This window comes from Paenibacillus sp. KACC 21273, from assembly GCF_028736095.1.
GTDB classification, from domain to species: domain Bacteria; phylum Bacillota; class Bacilli; order Paenibacillales; family Paenibacillaceae; genus Saccharibacillus; species Saccharibacillus kyungheensis.
Genome location: NZ_CP117876.1, coordinates 3,405,199 through 3,424,828, shown reverse-complemented (window position 1 = coordinate 3,424,828; position 19,630 = coordinate 3,405,199). Strand labels below are relative to the sequence as shown.

Genomic DNA, 19,630 nt, shown 5'->3' with positions numbered 1-19,630 from the left:
CGATTTACAATAACCGGAACACGATTTAAGAATAGAACAGAAGGAAGGGACACAGACTGTGTTCCTTCTTTTGTAAAATCTTATCATTCCGAGAACCTCATGGCAGAGCCGGAACAGGCAGTATTAGCGCCCTATCCGGCTTTATTACCATCAGGACTAATTTTCACAAAGTGGAGGGTATACAATTGAATAAACCTGTATTTAAAAGAGTTGTCTTGAAAGTCAGCGGTGAATCATTATCGGGTCAAAACGGATACGGTATTGATGCCGATACAATCGTCTCAATTGCCAATCAGATCAAAGAAGTCGTCGCGTTGGGTGTAGAAGTTGCGATTGTATGTGGAGGAGGCAACATCTGGCGGGGAATCGCGGGTAGCGCAAATGGTATTGACCGCGCGACAGCCGATTATATGGGTATGCTTGCTACTGTAATGAATTCTTTAGCTTTGCAAGATGCATTAGAGCAAATTGAAGTTCCTACTCGTGTGCAGACTTCTATTGCAATGCAACAAATCGCAGAACCCTATATTCGCAGAAGAGCTATTCGTCACTTAGAAAAAGGTCGTGTCGTTATTTTCGCAGCGGGTACGGGTAATCCTTTCTTCTCTACAGATACAACAGCTGCTTTACGTGCTGCTGAAATCGAAGCAGAAGTTATTTTGATGGCGAAAAACAAAGTGGATGGCGTTTACTCAGCAGATCCATTTAAAGACGAAAATGCTCAAAAATTCGAACAGCTTACATACCTGGATATCTTGAACCAAAATCTAGGTGTAATGGACTCTACAGCTTCATCGTTATGTATGGATAACAATATTCCACTCATCGTGTTTGCGATTACCGAAGAAGGAAACATCAAACGGGTCGTGCTCGGCGAGAAGATCGGGACGATCGTCAAAGGGAGTGTAGATTAATGCCTCAATCAATCAAAAAAAGTGCAGAAGAACGCATGGAAAAAGCGATTCAAGCGTTAAGTCGTGATCTATCCACGCTTCGTGCTGGACGTGCTTCATCTTCTATTTTAGATCGTGTACAAGTTGAATATTATGGTGCTTTGACACCTCTTAATCAATTGGCTAATATCAGTACTCCAGATTCTCGTACATTGATTATTCAGCCTTGGGATAAATCTTCTTTAGCTGATATTGAACGTGCGATTATGAAGTCAGATTTGGGTCTTACACCTGCTAACGATGGTAACATCGTACGCTTGAGTATTCCTGCTTTGACAGAAGAGCGTCGTTCTGAATTAGTGAAATTAACTAAAAAGTTTGGCGAAGAATCTAAAGTTGCGGTTCGTAATATTCGTCGTGATGCAAATGACGATATCAAAAAGCTAGAAAAAACAGATATCTCTGAGGACGAATCACGTCGTCACCAAGAAGATGTTCAAAAACTTACGGACAAATTCATTGCGGAAGTCGACAATGTACTTGCTTCAAAAGAAAAAGAGATTATGGAAGTGTAAGAGACTTACGACCCCTCCGAATAGGTGGGGTTTGTCTCTTTTCACTACTGGCATGGAGGAAAAGTGATGCTCAAGCGTGTTCGCTCGTGGTGGAAAAAGGAAGAGCTACAGGTTTCCGCCGAGCTTTCGCAAGATAATATTCCAAAGCATATCGCTATCATTATGGATGGCAATGGACGATGGGCGAAAAGTTTGGGATTACCGCGTGTAATGGGTCATCAAAATGGTATGAAGGCTGTAAAGCGTGCCACAATTGCTGCGGATGACTTGGGAGTTCAATATTTAACCATGTATGCTTTCTCTACTGAAAATTGGAAAAGACCCAAAGAGGAAGTTGACTTTTTGATGAAACTTCCTGGTGAATTTATAGTATCTGAATTGGATGAATTGATTGAAAAAAATGTACAGATTCGTTTGATGGGACACAAAGAGGTATTGCCTCCTCATACGATAGAGCCTTTGGAAAAAGCGATTCGCGATACTGCTAATAATACAGGGCTGGTACTTACATTTGCTCTGAATTATGGAGGTCGTGATGAAATTACTGAAGGTGTTAAAGAAGTAGCACAAGCGGTACAAAACGGTACAATGCGTATAGAAGATATCACTTCTGACAGTTTTGAACGTGTTTTGCAATCGTCAGGGATGCCTGATCCTGATTTACTTATACGAACAAGCGGAGAACTTCGCCTGAGTAATTTTATGTTGTGGCAACTTGCCTATACAGAATTGTGGTTTACTCCTATTTTTTGGCCAGAGTTTGGCAAGCAACATATGATCGAAGCGGTAGTAGAATACCAGCGTAGAACTCGTAGATATGGTGGTTTGAAATGAATGGGAATCTCTGCAATGGCAGGGGATATCCATTTGTTCGGATGGAGGATGGATTGTGAAAGAGCGGATAATCACTGGCATTGTAGCCGGAACACTCTACTTAGGGCTTTGCCTGCTCGGTGGCTATGCTTATCATGGCCTGCTGGTGGTGATGGCTCTTATTGGATATTATGAGTTTGTAATCATGACAAAGTCGACTCCGTTTGGAGCACCGGCAGTAATCGGATATATTAGTGTACTGTATATGCTTTTCCCATGGACATTAATGAATCTTGAACCGCCGTTGTCTAATGATCACAGTATGTGGATTGTGATGCTATTGTTGTTATCCATTACTGTTATTTCCAAAAATAAAGTGGATATTAAACAAATGGCGCTACTGTTTATCGGAGCCGTTTATATAGGTACAGGATTTGCATATATTGCAGATACACGTCAGACACCAGATGGACATGGATTATTCTGGACCTTTATGTTGCTTGCTTCGATTTGGGCTAGTGATATTGGAGCTTATTTTACAGGCAAAATGTTGGGCAAAAATAAGCTGTGGCCTTCAATCAGCCCTAACAAAACAGTGGAAGGTGCGATTGGTGGAGTTGTATTTGCTATTGTAGTGGCTGTTATTTTTTCACTGATATCACCACAACTACTTCCAATGACCAATGCGATATGTATAGGTATTGCTGCGGCTGTAGTAGGACAAATGGGTGACTTGATTCAATCGGCATACAAGCGTATCTATGGAATCAAAGACTCTGGTAAATTATTACCTGGTCATGGTGGCATTTTGGATCGTTGTGATAGCTGGTTAATGGTATTTCCGCTTGTTCATATTGCGTTCCTTTTACCTTTTTAATAAATAATCATTTAAACGATAACCTATTGTAATCTAACGGGGTGCACAATGAAAAAATTAGCTATTCTTGGCTCTACAGGTTCAATCGGTACTCAAACATTAGATGTTGTACGTGCTCATCCTGAAGCTTTTGAAGTAGAAGGACTTGCAGCAGGCAACAATATAGAATTGTTAATGCAGCAAGTGTTGGAATTTAAGCCATCTAAAATTTCTGTAGGTTCTAAAGAATCAGCAGAACAGATCAAACAGCAATTGCCTGCTCATATTCAAGTATTTTATGGCGAGCAAGGGCTGATTGAAATTGCAGCCGGAACAGATGCCGATACAGTAGTAACAGCAGTGATGGGTAGCATGGGTCTTCCTTCTACACTAGCAGCGATTGATGCTGGCAAAACGATAGGTCTGGCTAACAAAGAAACATTGGTAACAGCAGGACATTTAGTGACAGCTCGTGCTAGACAAAAAGGTGTTCAATTGTTGCCGATTGATAGCGAACATTCAGCATTATTTCAATGTCTAAATGGAGAACCTCGTGAACGTATACATCAATTAACGTTGACTGCTTCAGGTGGTTCATTTCGTGATCGTACACGAGAGCAATTGAAGCATGTGACTGTTGCAGATGCACTCAAGCATCCTAACTGGTCTATGGGTTCTAAAATCACAATTGATTCTGCAACGATGGCGAATAAAGGACTAGAAGTGATCGAAGCACACTGGTTATTTGATATGCCGTATGATCAGATTTCTGTACTGCTACATCCTGAAAGTATTATTCATTCGTTTGTTGAATTTGTAGATACGAGTATTATTGCGCAACTAGGTAATCCTGATATGCGTGTACCGATTCAATATGCTTTAACTTATCCGGATCGTCAGCAAGCTCCTTCTTCGCGTCTGTCATTAGCTCAGATCGGGCAATTGAATTTCCGTGAAATGGATTATGTTCGTTTTCCTTGCTTGAGTATGGCTTTTGAAGCGGGTCGTCTGGGCGGTACAGCTCCTACAGTATTTAATGCTGCTAATGAAATTGCAGTTTCTCGGTTTCTAAATGGAGAAATTCCTTTCTTGCTGATTGAAGACATTATTGCAGATGCGCTACAACAGCATGAAGTGATTGCCAATCCAGAACTGGAAGTTATTTATGCTACTGATGCACAGACAAGAGCGAGAGCAAGTGCATTTTCAGTATTATAAGTATGAAGATCATATGTTTTAAATCATGAAGTGATCAGAATATAGACGTTTCGTATCGATTATGCGGTAGTGGTTTTGTATCATTACGATTATGCCTATAACCGGGATTATCAACAGAAATGGAATTTATTTCTTGATGTTCGCCATGCTCTGCTTGTATCAGACCGTACAAAAGTGATAATCTAAAAGTGCAGACCTTCGGTCGCAAGCGAAAAAGGAGGATTTGGCGATTTGGAGACACTTCAAGTAGTAGTTATGACGGTACTCATGTTTTTTATTATTGTAACGGTGCATGAGTGGGGGCATTATTATTTTGCCAAGCGTGCAGGAGTTTTAGTACGCGAATTTGCTATTGGCTTCGGCCCAAAACTGTTTTCATATAAAAAAGATGAAACTGTATTTACATTGCGTCTATTACCTTTCGGTGGTTACGCACGTATGGCTGGTGAAGATCCTGAACTGGTTGAGATTCAGCCTGGACAGACGATCGCTATTCGCACAGCAAATGAAGTGGTAAAAACGATTTTTGTAGATCAATTAGATAATCGCAAAAATGTAATTCGTGGTGAAGTACAATCGATAGACATTATAGACGATCTCAAAATTGTACTGGATGTTGATGGTGATATTCAAACTTTTAATGTAGATCCCAAAGCGATGATGTCGATTAAAGGTCAAGATATTCAGATTGCACCGCGTAATCGTCAGTTTAATAGTGCAACTGTAGGTCAACGTGCATTGTCTATTTTTGCAGGGCCGGCGATGAACTTTATTCTTGCTTTTATTCTTTGTCTGATCTTAGTACGTATGACAGGTGTACCTGTTGAGAATCCGACTGGCGTTATTTTGGGTCAAGTTACTTCTAATTCTCCTGCTCAATCTAGTGGACTGATGAAAGGCGATCTAGTTGAAAAGGTTAACGGAACTAACATTGCTGGGGATTCTGTGAAAATGATTAGTTTGATTGAATCTTCTGCTGGGAAACCAATGGAATGGACGATTGAACGTGGTGGTAAAGAACAAACGGTGACTATTACTCCGAAAGCCAATGAAAAAAATGTAGGTAAAGTCGGTGTAGCAGTAGAACCACAGACTCGTTCAGCTTCATTTGGTGAAACATTCAGCTATGCAGGTGAACGTTTTATCGATATGAGTACAACGATTTTGACAAGTTTGAAAATGCTAATTTTCGGACAGTTCCATCTGAATGATCTTGCAGGGCCTGTAGGTACGATTCAAGTAACGACTGAAGTGGCTAGACAAGGACTCGACAGTATGATTCTGTGGACAGCGCTAATCAGTACCAACTTGGGTATATTCAATTTGCTACCTATTCCAGCATTAGATGGAAGTCGTTTGATTTTCTTACTTGTGGAATGGATACGTCGTAAGCCACTTGAACCAAGCAAAGAAGGTCTGGTTCATTTAATCGGATTCGGAATGTTATTCTTGCTTATGATTGCTGTAACTTATAATGATATTGTACGTTTAATTAAAGGATAATTTCTCTCCTTTAACATCTAGACAGACATGATATACTAAAGGAAAGACCACAGAAGCAGAAGGGTGGAAATGCAACATGTACGCCTCAGCGTAAAGTTGAAGGATGTTGCAATACTCACTCTTTTGCTTCTTTGTCTGAAATCATTCAACAAGCACTACCAATCGTGATACAATAAGATAAAATGAGTGAGCAATAGTGGCAGATATCGATGCTACCATTATTGATGTACACTCGCTAAATATTTGGTTACTTACAGGAGGATATCCATTTTTATGTCGAATGATAAGCAGGACAAACAATTCGTAACTGAAATTACACCACAAGGTGAAGACTTCTCACGCTGGTATATTGATGTGATCAAAAAAGCTGAATTAATGGACTATTCACCTGTACGCGGTTGTATCGTATTCCGCCCGGATGGATACGAAATTTGGGAACATATTCAGCAAGATCTAGATCGCCGTTTCAAAGAAACCGGTCATCGTAATGCATATTTCCCATTGTTTATTCCAGAAAGCTTTTTTGAAAAAGAAAAAGAGCATATTGAAGGATTTAACCCTGAGTTGCCATGGGTAACTGAAGCAGGTGGAGATAAGCTGGAAGAACGTTTGGCAATCCGTCCTACATCAGAGACAATGTTCGGACATATGTATTCTAAATGGATTCAATCTTACCGTGATCTACCTGTATTGATTAACCAGTGGGCAAACGTTGTTCGTTGGGAAAAACGTACATTACCGTTCTTACGTACAAGTGAATTCTTGTGGCAAGAAGGTCATACAGCTCATGAGACAGAAACAGAAGCACGTGAAGAAACTATGCGTATGCTTGAAGTATATCGTGACTTTGTAGAAAGTTTCTTAGCCATCCCTGTAATTACAGGACAGAAGAGCCCTTCTGAGAAATTTGCAGGCGCACGTGATACGTATTCGATCGAAGCTATGATGAAAGATGGACGTGCAGTACAAGCAGGTACATCTCACTTTATGGGTACTAACTTTGCGGAAGCATTTGAAATTCAGTACTTAAGTCGTGAAAATACACAAGAGTATGCACATACAACATCATGGGGTGTAAGTACACGTCTAATCGGTGCGCTGATCATGGTGCATGGTGATGATCGTGGATTAGCATTGCCTCCTAAAGTAGCTCCAAAACAAGTCATGATTATTCCGATTGGCCCTCCTAAAACACGTGATATGGTGGTAGGACGTGCTGACGAATTATTTGCCGAGTTGAAAAAAGCAGGTGTACGTGTAGGCATTGATGATCGTGCAGATGTACGTCCAGGTTGGAAATTCAACGAGTACGAGATGCGCGGTATTCCGGTTCGTCTGGAAATTGGACCTCGTGATATGGAAAATGGAGTATGCGTATTGGTTTCTCGTATTACAGGCGAGAAAAAACAAGTCGCTCTTGAAAATATCGTTACAGAAGTTCAAAATATGTTAGAGCAAGTACAACAAGAAATGTATGATCGTGCACTGGCTTTCCGTGAAGAAAACATGCATGAAGTAGATACACTAGATGAGATGAAAGCTATTATGGAAGAAAAACGTGGCTTCTTTATCGCAGGCTGGGATGGTACGATCGAATCCGAAGCCAAAGTTAAAGAAGAAACAGGAGCAACGATCCGTAATATTCCTTTCCAATTAGATGTTCAAAAAGAAAAATGTCTAGTAACTGGAGAGCCAGCGAAACACACTGTTGTATTCGCTCGTGCGTATTAAGATATTTGGTCATACAAGATCTATTCAGGTAGATCAATTATATGTACAATTCAATTTCTAGCTGCTGTTGGTATAGGGCTGAAATGAACATATAGCTAAAGGTTCAAAGCTATTGAAGCAGGCAAGCTTCCAACAGAGTGGAGTAGACGGCAGTCTGATACCAACTTTTGTGGAGGCTTGTTGCTTTTTGGAAAGGGGGATCTTATGAGCGTTAGTGGAGAGAAAAGAACACGATTCGAGCTGTTAATGAATCAGGCACAAGTACCTGCTGGATTAATGGAGCCTCATTTTGCAGATGGGATGATTGATCGTGTAGAGATTAGTCGTAGTAACAAAGAATGGAAAATCGTGATTGCTAAAGAAACATTAGTCGCAGCACCTACCTATCGTGCATTTTGCTTGCATATTCAGGAGAAAATGGGACATATCGCGAAAATTCGTTTTCTTTTTCAATATGATGAAGCTGTAGATGTTGTACAGATTGTAGAAGAATATTGGAATATGTTTTTGGAATGGGTACAACGCGAAATTCCTTCGGTCAACGGTTGGATGACACGTGCAAAATATATGGTAGATGATCATACCGTCACAGTGACGATGAGCGATAATATGTCATTGGAACTAGCTAAAAAGAAACAAATCGATCAAGCGATTATTCGTTTTTATCAAGATTATTTTAATCTGACTTTGCGGATCAAGCTTCAAGTCGGGGAGAATACAACAGAAGCGGTAGAAGAATTCCATGTACAACGTCGCAAAGAAGAACTGGAAGAAATCGAGAAATTGATGACCAGTATGGAATCTGAGTTTGAAGAAGATACCGATGCAGATGGAGAACCTGTTCGTTTGCAAGTCGGTTATGAGATCAAAGAGCAACCGACACCGCTACAAGATATTCAAGACGAAGAAAAGAAAATTACGATTCAAGGAACAATTTTCGGACTCGAAAGCAAAGAGCTTCGTAACGGTAGTACATTATTCACGTATTTCTTAACTGATTTTAGTGACTCATTACAAATGAAAATGTTCGCCAAAAATAAAGAAGATCTCAAAATTATGAATCTACTGGCTAATGGTAAATGGGTGAAAGCTCGCGGTAGAGTGGAATATGATCGCTTTATGACGATACCGGAACTTGTTATGATTCCGTCTGATCTTAGTGAAGTCAAAGCACCGGCTGGACGCAAAGATGATGCAGATGAAAAACGCGTTGAATTCCATTTGCATACGACAATGAGTTCGATGGATGGAATTACACCGATCGATCAATATGTGAAAACAGCGGCAGCATGGGGACACTCAGCGATTGCTGTAACCGATCATGGCGGAGTTCAATGTTATCCAGAAGCTTATAAAGCAGCTAAAAAGCATGGTATCAAAATCATGTATGGACTTGAAGCGAATGTAGTGAACGATGCTGTAGCGATTGTACTCAATCCTCAACCGATTGATCTGAAAACAGCTACGTATATCGTTTTTGATATAGAGACCACAGGTTTATCTGTAACACAGAACAAAATTATAGAAATTGCGGCGATCAAAATGGTAGATGGCAAAGAGTTAGATCGTTATGCTACTTTTGTCGATCCGCATGAACGTATTCCTTATAATATTCAACAATTGACGAATATTACAGACGATATGGTTCGCGGAGCGCCAGAGATTGATCAAGTCATTCGTGAATTTGTAGAATTTGCTGGCGATGGTATTCTTGTTGCGCATAATGCGCGTTTTGATATAGGATTTATTCAAGCAACACTCAAAAATCATGATTTACCTGAAATGGAAAATCCGGTACTCGATACACTTGAACTTGCCCGTTTACTTTATCCAACATTGAAAAATCATCGTCTGAATACATTAGCAGCCAAATATAAAGTTTCGCTGGAAAGTCATCACCGGGCGATAGATGATACGATAGCGCTTGGAGGAATCTTATTCGGCTTATTAAGTGATGCGGATAAAGAGCGTCGCTTAACTCGTTTGGATCGGTTAAATGAATTTGTAGGACAGGATCTATCCAATGTGCGCCCTTTCCATTGTGGCATTTATGCATTAAATGAGATTGGTAAAAAGAATCTATTCAAATTAGTCACTTTATCGCATACACAGTATTTCAAACGGGTAGCTCGTATTCCTAAGTCAGTGTTGACTGAATATAGAGAAGGATTAATCGTACTGTCTGGTTGTGAAAAGGGAGAGTTTTTCGAAGCTGTTTTGAACAAATCGGTTGAAGAAGCAGAAGAAATCGCTCAATTTTATGATGTACTAGAAATTCAACCGTTAACGATGTATATGCATCTTGTAGACAAAGGATTGGTTGCAAGTCCTCGTGAGTTAGAGATTGCAGTAAATAAGATTTATGATATTGGAGCTAAATTAGAAAAGCCTGTAGTGGCTACAGGAAATGTTCATTATTTAGAACCAAGACAGAAATTGTTCCGCGATATTACGATTAACGGAATTACAGGTTTTAGCCCGCTTAAAGATCAACGTAAACCGGATGCTCATTTACGCACTACCAATGAAATGCTAGAAGAATTTAGCTTTATGGGTGAAAGCAAAGCAAAAGAAGTTGTTATCACTAATACGCAAGCATTAGCAGAACGTTTTGAAGCATTTGAACTGTTCCCTGATAAATTATTCACACCGATTTTAGATGGAGCAGATGAAGAAATTCGGAATACTTGTTATGATACGGCGAAATCTATTTATGGTGAAGATCTGCCAGATGTAGTAGTAAAACGTCTTGAAAAAGAATTAGAGCCTATTATCAAGTTCGGATTTTCTGCCAACTATTTGATTTCAGAAAAATTGGTTAAAAAGTCAAATCAAGATGGATATCTAGTAGGTTCAAGGGGTTCAGTAGGTTCATCAGTAGTAGCAACATTTCTGGGGATCTCTGAAGTAAATCCATTGCCTGCTCATTATATCTGTACCAATCCAGAGTGCAGACATAGCGAATGGTTTTTAGATGGTAGTATTCCTAGTGGATTTGATTTACCGGATAAAGACTGCCCTGATTGCAATGGTAAGCTTAAAGGGGAAGGTCAAGATATTCCATTTGAAACGTTCTTAGGATTTAAAGGGGATAAAGTTCCCGATATCGATTTGAACTTCTCTGGAGATTATCAACCGAAAGCTCATAATTATACCAAAGAATTATTTGGCGAAAAAAATGTATTCCGCGCAGGTACGATTGGTACTGTAGCCGAGAAAACAGCGTTTGGATTTGCCAAAAAGTATGAAGAGTTACATCAGAAAAAATGGCGTAATGCTGAACTCAGTCGTCTTGCGTCTGGATGTACAGGCGTTAAGCGGAGTACAGGACAGCATCCCGGCGGTATCGTTGTTGTACCGGATTATATGGATGTCGAAGATATTACACCAGTTCAATTTCCAGCGGATGATGTGACAGCAGAATGGAAAACCACTCATTTCGATTATCATGCATTTGAAGCGAACTTGCTCAAACTTGATATACTGGGACATGATGATCCGACGATGATGCGGATGTTGCAGGATTTGACTGGTGTTGATCCAACTCAAATTCCAATGAATGATCCTAAAGTCATGAGTATGTTCAACTCGACAGAAGCATTAGGAATTACAGCAGAACAATTGCGTAGCCCTGTAGCGACTTATGGTGTGCCTGAGATGGGTACCAAATTTGTACGTCAGATGTTGATTGAATCTTTACCATCTTCATTTGCCGATTTGTTACAGATATCCGGTCTATCTCATGGAACAGGAGTATGGCTAGGCAATGCGCAAGATTTGATCAAAAATAATACATGTAATATCAAAACGGTTATTGGTTGTCGTGATGATATTATGTTGTTCTTAATTTACAAAGCAGGTATGGATGCCAGTCTTGCCTTTAAAATTACAGAGAGTGTACGTAAAGGTAAAGGGTTATCACAAGAGTGGATCGATGAGATGAAGAAATGCAAAGTACCACAATGGTATATTGATTCTTGTCTTAAAATTCAATACATGTTCCCGAAAGCCCATGCGGCTGCATACGTTATTTCAGCAGTGCGGACGGCTTACTTCAAACTGTATTATCCGATCCAATATTATGCGACTTATTTTACAGTGCGGATTGAAGACTTTGATCCTGATCTATGTTGTCAGGGATACGAAGCGATCTATCGCAAAATTGTAGAGATTGAGCAAATGGGATTCCAAGCGCCAACCAAAGAAAAGAATATGATTCCGATGCTAGAAATGGCACTGGAAATGACAGCTCGTGGATTCAAATTCCAACCGGTTGATCTGTATCGCTCAGAAGCGACAACATTTACAGTGGATGAAGATAGCTTAATTCCTCCATTTTCCGCAGTACCGGGTATTGGTGATAATGCAGCACGTAATATTGCAGCTTCACGCCAACATGGAGAATATTTATCGATAGAAGATTTCCAACAGAAGTCCAAAGCAAGTAAAACGATTGTAGAATTGATGACTCAAATGGGTTGCTTCCGTGGCTTGCCAGAAAGTAATCAGTTGTCGCTGTTTTAAGAAAGCTTGTGATAAGATTACATCAAGCGCTAGCGCTGTGTAGTCAAGGTTATTTACTTGTCACTCCTTTGGAATTATGATATAATTTTAAGGTGATAAGGAAGATAAAACCGTTTTGTGAAGAGTGGGGAAACCCACTCTTTACTCTTTGGTATAAGGTTGTTGAATACATTTACAGGAAATAATGACGCAGACGATCGAACCGAGAGAATTAAATTGGTTCGATTTTCTACAAAAAGCGGCAATAATGAATTTGTTCAACAACATGTTTTGCATATAGGATTTTAAGGTGATGGAGGGTTGAATTGTTTGAGCACACCGAAGATTAAAACGACCGTAGAAGAAATGGTACAGCCATTTTTGAGTGAGCATGGCTTCGAGTTGGTCGATGTGGAATATGTAAAAGAGGGTAACAACTGGTTTTTGCGAGTGTTCGTGGATAAGGACGGCGGTATTGATATCGAAGATTGCAGTCGGGTTAGCGAATATCTAAGTGAACAATTGGATGGTAATGATCCGATCTCTGGAGCTTATTTTCTAGAAGTATCTTCTCCAGGTGCAGAGCGTCCACTTAAAAAGAGTGAAGATGTTGCAAAAGCAGTTGGCAAAGATGTTTTTGTAACGACGTATGCACCTTTAGACGGACAGAAGGAATTTGAAGGACGATTGCTTTCATTCGAGAATGAAGAATTGCTGATCGAAGCGGGCAAAAAAACGCACACTATTCCATATGAAAAAGTAGCCAGCGCAAGACTGGCAATCATTTTTTAAATGGTAGTTTTTTGAAAGGGGGAACTTGAAGCACATGAGTATGGAGTTTATTGAAGCAATGAATGAATTGGAAAGAGACAGAGGGATTAGCAAAGACATCCTGTTTGAAGCGATCGAGGCAGCCCTAATTTCCAGTTATAAGCGTAATTTTAATGCGGCACAAAATGTACGTGTTGATATGAACCGTAATACAGGAGTTATCAAAGTATTTGCTCGTAAAAATGTAGTAGAAGAAGTCATGGATGTACGCACAGAAATTTCTGTCGTATCTGCACGTGAGATTAACCCGAATTTTCAGTTAGATGATGTAGCTGAGATCGAAGTGACTCCACGTGACTTTGGACGTATTGCTGCACAAACAGCGAAGCAAGTCGTAACTCAACGTATTCGTGAAGCTGAGCGCGGTCTGATCTACAATGCATTTATCGACAAAGAAGAAGATATTGTAACAGGTATCGTTCAACGTCAAGATGCGCGTAACATCTATGTAGATTTAGGCAAAATTGAAGCTGTACTTCCTTTAACTGAATTGATGCCTAATGAGAAATTCACTATGAATGAACGTATTAAGGCATATATCACTAAAGTTGAAAATACAACTAAAGGCCCTCAAATTATTTTATCACGTACACATCCAGGATTACTTAAACGTTTGTTCGAACTTGAAGTGCCTGAGATTTTTGATGGCGTAGTTGAAATTCGTTCTGTAGCACGTGAAGCAGGCTTCCGTTCTAAAATTGCTGTATTTTCACGCAATGAAGAAGTAGATCCAGTTGGTTCATGTGTAGGTCCTCGTGGTATACGTGTACAGATGATCGTTGGCGAACTTCGCGGTGAAAAAATCGATATCGTTCGCTATTCTGAAAGTGTTGAAGAGTATGTTGCTAATGCTCTAAGTCCATCCAAAGTGCTTGAAGTTCAAGTATTTGAAGATGAGAAGATGGCACGTGTAATCGTTCCTGATTATCAACTATCTCTAGCAATTGGTATCAAAGGGCAAAATGCTCGTCTTGCTGCCAAATTGACAGGATGGAAGATTGATATTAAGAGCGAGACGCAAGCAGAAGAAGAGTACGGTCGTCCTAAAGAAGCCGGCGAAGAAATGCATCAAGATTCAATATCGGTTGACTAAACATTTTCATTTGTATGCCTGATAGGACTTTCCCTCAAAATGGCAGGGGACAGGTGCCGCTTTGGATGTTGATGTTATGATAACAATATGGGGAGTTCGAAGGGGGACATGAGATAATGATAAAAACCAAAAAAGTGCCGCTGCGCAAATGTGTAGCTTGCCAGCAGATGATGCCGAAAAAAAGTCTAGTGCGTATTGTACGTACGCCAGACGATCAGGTAGAAATGGATTTGACCGGTAAAAAATCGGGACGTGGTGCGTATATTTGTGGCAACATGGCCTGTTTTCGTTTGGCACAAAAGAGTCGTGCGTTTGATCGCGCACTCAAAGCGCCTGTTAGTGCGGAAATATATGAGCAACTTGCCAACGAATTTAGCAACGTAGAAAACGATTTTTGTACAGTACAGGAAAGAGGCGCTAATGAATAACGAACTATCCCTACTCGGGCTTGCGATGCGAGCCGGCAAAGTGTTATCGGGAGACGAATTGGTTCTCAAAGCTATTCGTTCTCGCGAAGCCACCCTTGTCGTATTAGCTGGAGATGCTTCAGATAATACACAAAAAAAATTCCGTGATAAATGCGGAAGTTACACTATTCCGCTTCTTATTGGGTATGATCGTGATCAGCTCGGCTCAAGCATAGGTAAAGATGGGCGAGTCGTGTTGGCTCTAACCGACAAGGGTTTCGCAGAGTTATTCCGCAAACGAATGGGGAATTCCTCGGAGGTGGAATATATTGAGCACACAGGAGCAGAAGGATAAACTGAGAGTTTATGAATATGCGAAATCTCTCAATATGAGTAGTAAGGAAATCATTACGATCTTAAAAAGACTGGATGTACCGGTCAATAATCATATGAGTGTTATGGAAAATGATGCTGTATCCAAAGTGGAAAAGTTTTTCAAAGATATCAAATCCAATGCTGAGGATAAGCATGTCAATGCAACAACCAAAAACACGAGTGCGGATAGTACTCGTCCAAAAATTCAACAGGAAAAGCAGGTAGGTATGGATACGAAAACGCAGAACAACTCAAATAGTGGGAATAACAAACCCCAAAACGGTTCCTCTAACAGTAACCGTAGTAACTCGTCGTCTAGTCAATCAAGTAACCGTCCAAGTACGGGAAGTAGTAACAGTAGTGCTAGAACATCTTCAACATCAGGACAAAGCAGCCGTCAACCAAGCAGCGCTTCTCGTCCACCATCTCAATCCAGCTCTCAAAACCGTCAACCTTCTGGTCAAGTAAGAAGTGCTGGTTCTACAGGCGGTAACAGCAGTACTAGCAGCAATGGTAACCGTAATGCTAGTGGCGGTGCTGGAAATGGTAATGCCGGTCCTAAACGCAACAACAGTACTGGTGGCGGTCAAGGCGGAGGCAATCGCTCCGGTGGCGGTGGTGGTAACCGTTATGGTAGCAACAACGGTAACCGTAACAATAACGGTCGTGGGGGTAAAGGTCGCGGCAAAAATCAATATAGTAACCAACCTCCTCGTGAGAAAATTGATAATACACCTAAGAAAATCATCGTTCGCGGTGAAATGACTGTTGGTGAAACAGCTAAATTGCTTCATAAAGATGCTTCAGAAGTTATCAAAAAGTTGATCACAAGTGGTGTAATGGCTACGATTAACCAAGAGCTTGATTTAGATACGATCCAGTTGCTTGCTAGTGACTATGGGGTAGAAGTCGAAATCAAAATCGCGGTTGAAGATGATCGTTTTGAAACGGTTGAAGAAGTCGATGATGAAGCTGATTTGAGCACACGTCCTCCAGTTGTAACGATCATGGGTCACGTCGATCATGGTAAAACAACATTGCTTGATGCGATTCGTTCTACCAATGTAACAGGTGGCGAAGCTGGTGGTATCACTCAGCATATCGGTGCATATCAAGTTGAAATTAACAAAAAGAAAATCACTTTCTTGGATACACCGGGTCACGAAGCGTTTACAGCTATGCGTGCTCGTGGTGCACAAGTAACAGATATTACAATTATCGTAGTTGCAGCAGATGATGGCGTTATGCCACAGACAGTAGAAGCGATTAACCATGCGAAAGCAGCGGGTCTTCCTATTATTGTTGCTGTAAACAAAATCGATAAACCAGGCGCTAACCCTGATAAAGTAAAACAAGAATTAACAGAGTATGAATTGGTACCGGAAGAGTGGGGTGGAGATACAATCTTCGTGAATGTATCTGCAAAACAACGTAATGGTATCGAAGACTTGCTTGAAATGATCTTGTTGGTTGCTGAAGTCAATGATTACAAAGCAAACCCTGACAAACGTGCTCGTGGTGCAGTTATTGAAGCTGAACTAGATAAAGGTCGCGGTCCAGTAGTTCGTGTCCTTGTTCAAAACGGTACGCTTAAAGTTGGAGATGCTTTTGTAGCAGGTAACTGCTTCGGACGTATTCGTGCAATGGTAAGTGACAAAGGTCGTCGCCTCAAAGAAGCAGGTCCTTCTACACCAGTAGAAATTACAGGTCTGACTGAAGTTCCTTTAGCTGGAGATCCGTTCATGGTGTTTGAAGATGAGCGTAAAGCTCGTTCAATCGCTGACAAACGTGCGATTACACATCGCCAGTCTGAATTGGGTGCGAACACTCGCGTAACATTGGATGATCTTTTCCAACATATCAAAGATGGCGAAATCAAAGATCTTAACGTTATTATCAAAGGTGACGTTCAAGGTTCGGTTGAAGCTCTTAAAGGTTCATTGGAAAAAATCGAAGTCGAAGGCGTTCGCGTCAAAATTATCCACCGTGGTGTAGGTGCGATTAACGATTCTGATATTATCCTTGCTGCTGCTTCTAATGCGATCGTTATTGGTTTTAACGTTCGTCCGGATAGCCAAGCAACACAAACAGCAGAACAAGAAAAAGTAGATATCCGTCTACATCGTGTTATCTATAATGCTATTGAAGAAATCGAGCAAGCTATGAAAGGCATGCTGGATCCAGAATATAAAGAAGTTGTTGTTGGTCACGCTGAAGTACGTAGCGTATTCAAAATCAGTAAAGTTGGAGCGATTGCAGGATGTATGGTTACTTCCGGTAAAATGGTCCGCGCTGCTGAAAGCCGTCTGATCCGCGATGGTATTGTTATCTTTGAAGGTAAGCTTGATTCACTTAAACGTTTCAAAGATGATGCTAAAGAAGTGGCTCAAGGGTATGAATGTGGTATTACATTAGATGGCTACAATGACCTCAAAGAAGGCGACATTATCGAAGCATTCATAATGGAAACCGTAGAGCGCTAAGTGCGAGGTGAAAAAACATGGCTAAAATCCGAACAGGTAGAGTCGGAGAACAAATCAAAAAAGAATTAAGCTTGCTTATTCAAAGTGAAATGAAAGACCCGCGTATCGGTTTTGTAACGGTAACAGGTGTAGATGTCACTAATGATTTATCACAAGCTGAGGTATACCTTAGTGTGATGGGTGATGAAGAGCAAAAAGCAAATTCTTTAAAAGGTATCGAAAAAGCAACAGGATTCCTTCGTTCTGAATTGGGCAAACGTATCCGTTTGCGTCACACTCCTGAGTTGATTTTCAAAATCGATGAATCGATTGCTTATGGCAGTCGTATCGAAGAACTTTTGGGTGAGATCAAAAAAGACGAAACGAACGAATAAGGATAAACACTTTTACAAGGATCAAGCCATATAGCTTGATCTTTAAAGGAGACGGCGATGCAGACCTATGAACAGGGGCTTCTGAATGCGAAAACATTTATTGAGGAGCACGATGATTTTCTAGTGGTTTCGCATGTTCAGCCGGACGGAGACGCAGTCAGTTCCACTGTAGTAGTGGGCTGGCTTCTGTCTTGTCTAGGCAAAAAATTCACACTAGTGAATGAAGGACCGATTCCCAAAAGAATGCACTATTTAACTTTGTCTGATCAGATTATTGATCAACAAGCAGATGGTAGTGAACGTCAATATCAACATGTTATTTGTGTAGATTGTGCAGATTTCAAACGTGTCGGTTTAGTTAGCCATTGGATGAGCGATACAGCCTCTATTTTAAATATAGATCATCACCCAACCAATGATAATTATGGCGAAGTAAATCTGATCAAAGCAGATGCAGCCGCAACTGCTGAAATTTTATATGACTGGATTGAATGTTTTGATGTGAAATGGACGACAGAAGTAGCAGAAGCTATTTATACTGGTCTGTTAACAGATACAGGTGGATTCCGTTATTCTAGTACTTCTCCTAAAGTGATGGAGATTGCTTCACGATTACTTGATCTTGGTGTAAATGGACCTGATCTAGCAGAAACGTTGTTAGAAGAAGTAACTTTACCACAAGTAAAAGTATTAGGGATGGCATTATCGACATTACAATTGAGTGAAGATGGCAAAATTGCTCATGTCCATGTTACACCTGAACATATGATTATAGCTGGAGCCGATAATGAAGACTTAGAAGGTATTGTTAACTATCCTCGCAATATTCAAGGCGTCGAAGTTGGCATCTTTTTCAAAGTGATTAATGATCATGCTGTCAAAGCAAGTCTCCGTTCTGCAGGTAAAGTGAATGTGGCAGCCGTTGCTCAACATTTTGGCGGTGGAGGTCATATCAAAGCTGCAGGTTGCCGTTTGGAAGGTACTCTGGAAGAAGTTACAGCACAGGTGATCCAGCAGGTGAAGGAGTCATTATGAATGAATTTGATGGAGTGCTTGCGGTACATAAACCGGCGGGCTTTACGTCTCACGATGTAGTTGCCAAAGTTCGGCGTCTTGTAAGCATGAAAAGAATAGGACATACCGGTACACTTGATCCAGCAGTAACAGGTGTATTACCATTATGTCTGGGACGATCTACGCGAATTGTTGAATATTTGCAAGAAATGCCCAAAGAATATGTAGCCACACTTCGATTAGGAACAGCTACAGATACCGAAGATATGACCGGTACGATTACGGAACAGATTGACTCTGTAGACGTTTCGGAAGAGCAAGTACGTTATGTACTCGGACAAATGATTGGAACGATCTCTCAAGTACCACCTATGTACTCTGCTATCAAAGTAGATGGTAAACGTCTATACGAATTAGCACGAGAAGGCAAAACGATTGAACGCAAAGCAAGAGAAGTAACGATCTATGAATTAGAAATTATCGATTTCAAAGCAGGAGATCATCCTGAAGTTTCTTTTCGAGCATTATGTTCCAAAGGAACTTATATTCGTACGCTTTGTGTAGATATTGGACGTGCTTTACACGTACCTTCGGTGATGGTTGAATTGATCCGTACACAATCGGCTGGTATTTCACTCGATCAGTGTGTAACTTTTGAACAAATTGCAGAAGCTGTAGAACAAGGCGTATTAGAACAACATTTGATCCAGCCAGATCAAGCTATGTTTAATCTACCTTCTTATACAGTAGACGCTTCGGTATATAAGCATACATTACAGGGCAAACGTATCAGTATTGATGCTATTAAGCCACATGACGAATCTCAACTTCTATCTACTGATGAGAAAACAGATTCGCCTGTATTTAAATTGTATGCACCAGATGGAATTTTTATCGGTATTTTTCGTCTGGAACAATCCGCACAAGAAATTGTACCTGTTAAAGTATTTTTACCGTAACG

Annotated in this window: 16 protein-coding genes; all 16 read left to right on the top strand. The window is 40.5% G+C overall.

All coding sequences use genetic code 11. From position 1 onward, the window contains the following. Positions 1-185: 185 nt before the first annotated feature. The 16 genes from pyrH (at position 186) to truB (ending at position 19,628) form a co-directional block, all read left to right on the top strand. On the top strand, positions 186-914 hold the full coding sequence (gene pyrH, locus PQ460_RS14860; protein WP_069327350.1) for a UMP kinase: 729 nt from the start codon (positions 186-188) through the stop codon (positions 912-914). After that, positions 914-1,468, top strand: coding sequence for a ribosome recycling factor (frr, locus tag PQ460_RS14855; protein ID WP_274170301.1), 555 nt, complete (start codon positions 914-916; stop codon positions 1,466-1,468). The genes pyrH and frr overlap by 1 nt, the downstream gene beginning before the upstream one ends. A 66-nt stretch (positions 1,469-1,534) precedes the next feature. Further along, a complete protein-coding gene (locus PQ460_RS14850) occupies positions 1,535-2,302 on the top strand; it encodes an undecaprenyl pyrophosphate synthase (RefSeq protein ID WP_274170300.1) in 768 nt (255 codons plus the stop codon). A gap of 55 nt (positions 2,303-2,357) precedes the next feature. Continuing rightward, the gene (locus PQ460_RS14845) at positions 2,358-3,158 is read left to right on the top strand and encodes a phosphatidate cytidylyltransferase (RefSeq protein ID WP_273615797.1); all 801 of its coding nucleotides are present in this window, start codon (positions 2,358-2,360) and stop codon (positions 3,156-3,158) included. Between the two features lie 48 nt (positions 3,159-3,206). Continuing rightward, complete coding sequence (locus PQ460_RS14840; protein ID WP_273615798.1) at positions 3,207-4,355, top strand: 1-deoxy-D-xylulose-5-phosphate reductoisomerase; 1,149 nt, start codon at positions 3,207-3,209, stop codon at positions 4,353-4,355. Positions 4,356-4,586: 231 nt separating this feature from the next. Next, positions 4,587-5,858, top strand: coding sequence for an RIP metalloprotease RseP (gene rseP / locus PQ460_RS14835; RefSeq protein ID WP_273615799.1), 1,272 nt, complete (start codon positions 4,587-4,589; stop codon positions 5,856-5,858). A 273-nt stretch (positions 5,859-6,131) separates the two neighbouring features. Then, positions 6,132-7,589: a proline--tRNA ligase gene (gene proS / locus PQ460_RS14830; RefSeq protein WP_273615800.1), complete on the top strand. Its 1,458-nt coding sequence runs from the start codon at positions 6,132-6,134 to the stop codon at positions 7,587-7,589. Between the two features lie 204 nt (positions 7,590-7,793). After that, positions 7,794-12,113: a PolC-type DNA polymerase III gene (locus PQ460_RS14825; RefSeq protein WP_273615801.1), complete on the top strand. Its 4,320-nt coding sequence runs from the start codon at positions 7,794-7,796 to the stop codon at positions 12,111-12,113. 309 nt (positions 12,114-12,422) lie between these two features. Beyond that, positions 12,423-12,884, top strand: coding sequence for a ribosome maturation factor RimP (gene rimP / locus PQ460_RS14820; protein WP_204824539.1), 462 nt, complete (start codon positions 12,423-12,425; stop codon positions 12,882-12,884). Between the two features lie 34 nt (positions 12,885-12,918). Beyond that, positions 12,919-14,016, top strand: coding sequence for a transcription termination factor NusA (gene nusA, locus PQ460_RS14815; protein WP_273615802.1), 1,098 nt, complete (start codon positions 12,919-12,921; stop codon positions 14,014-14,016). 119 nt (positions 14,017-14,135) lie between these two features. Next, on the top strand, positions 14,136-14,444 hold the full coding sequence (rnpM, locus tag PQ460_RS14810) for an RNase P modulator RnpM (protein WP_273616283.1): 309 nt from the start codon (positions 14,136-14,138) through the stop codon (positions 14,442-14,444). After that, positions 14,437-14,778 (top strand): L7Ae/L30e/S12e/Gadd45 family ribosomal protein, encoded by a 342-nt coding sequence (locus PQ460_RS14805; RefSeq protein ID WP_204824537.1) that lies wholly within the window; start codon positions 14,437-14,439, stop codon positions 14,776-14,778. The genes rnpM and PQ460_RS14805 overlap by 8 nt, the downstream gene beginning before the upstream one ends. Further along, positions 14,753-17,281, top strand: a complete 2,529-nt coding sequence (gene infB, locus PQ460_RS14800) for a translation initiation factor IF-2 (RefSeq protein WP_274170299.1) — start codon at positions 14,753-14,755, stop codon at positions 17,279-17,281. The genes PQ460_RS14805 and infB overlap by 26 nt, the downstream gene beginning before the upstream one ends. Before the next feature lie 17 nt (positions 17,282-17,298). Next, complete coding sequence (gene rbfA / locus PQ460_RS14795) at positions 17,299-17,655, top strand: 30S ribosome-binding factor RbfA (protein WP_273615804.1); 357 nt, start codon at positions 17,299-17,301, stop codon at positions 17,653-17,655. Between the two features lie 57 nt (positions 17,656-17,712). Further along, positions 17,713-18,690 carry a DHH family phosphoesterase gene (locus PQ460_RS14790; protein WP_274170298.1) on the top strand — a complete coding sequence of 326 codons (978 nt, stop codon included), beginning with the start codon at positions 17,713-17,715 and terminating at the stop codon, positions 18,688-18,690. Then, positions 18,687-19,628: a tRNA pseudouridine(55) synthase TruB gene (gene truB / locus PQ460_RS14785; RefSeq protein ID WP_274170297.1), complete on the top strand. Its 942-nt coding sequence runs from the start codon at positions 18,687-18,689 to the stop codon at positions 19,626-19,628. Before PQ460_RS14790 ends, truB begins: the two co-directional genes overlap by 4 nt. Positions 19,629-19,630 lie beyond the last annotated feature (2 nt).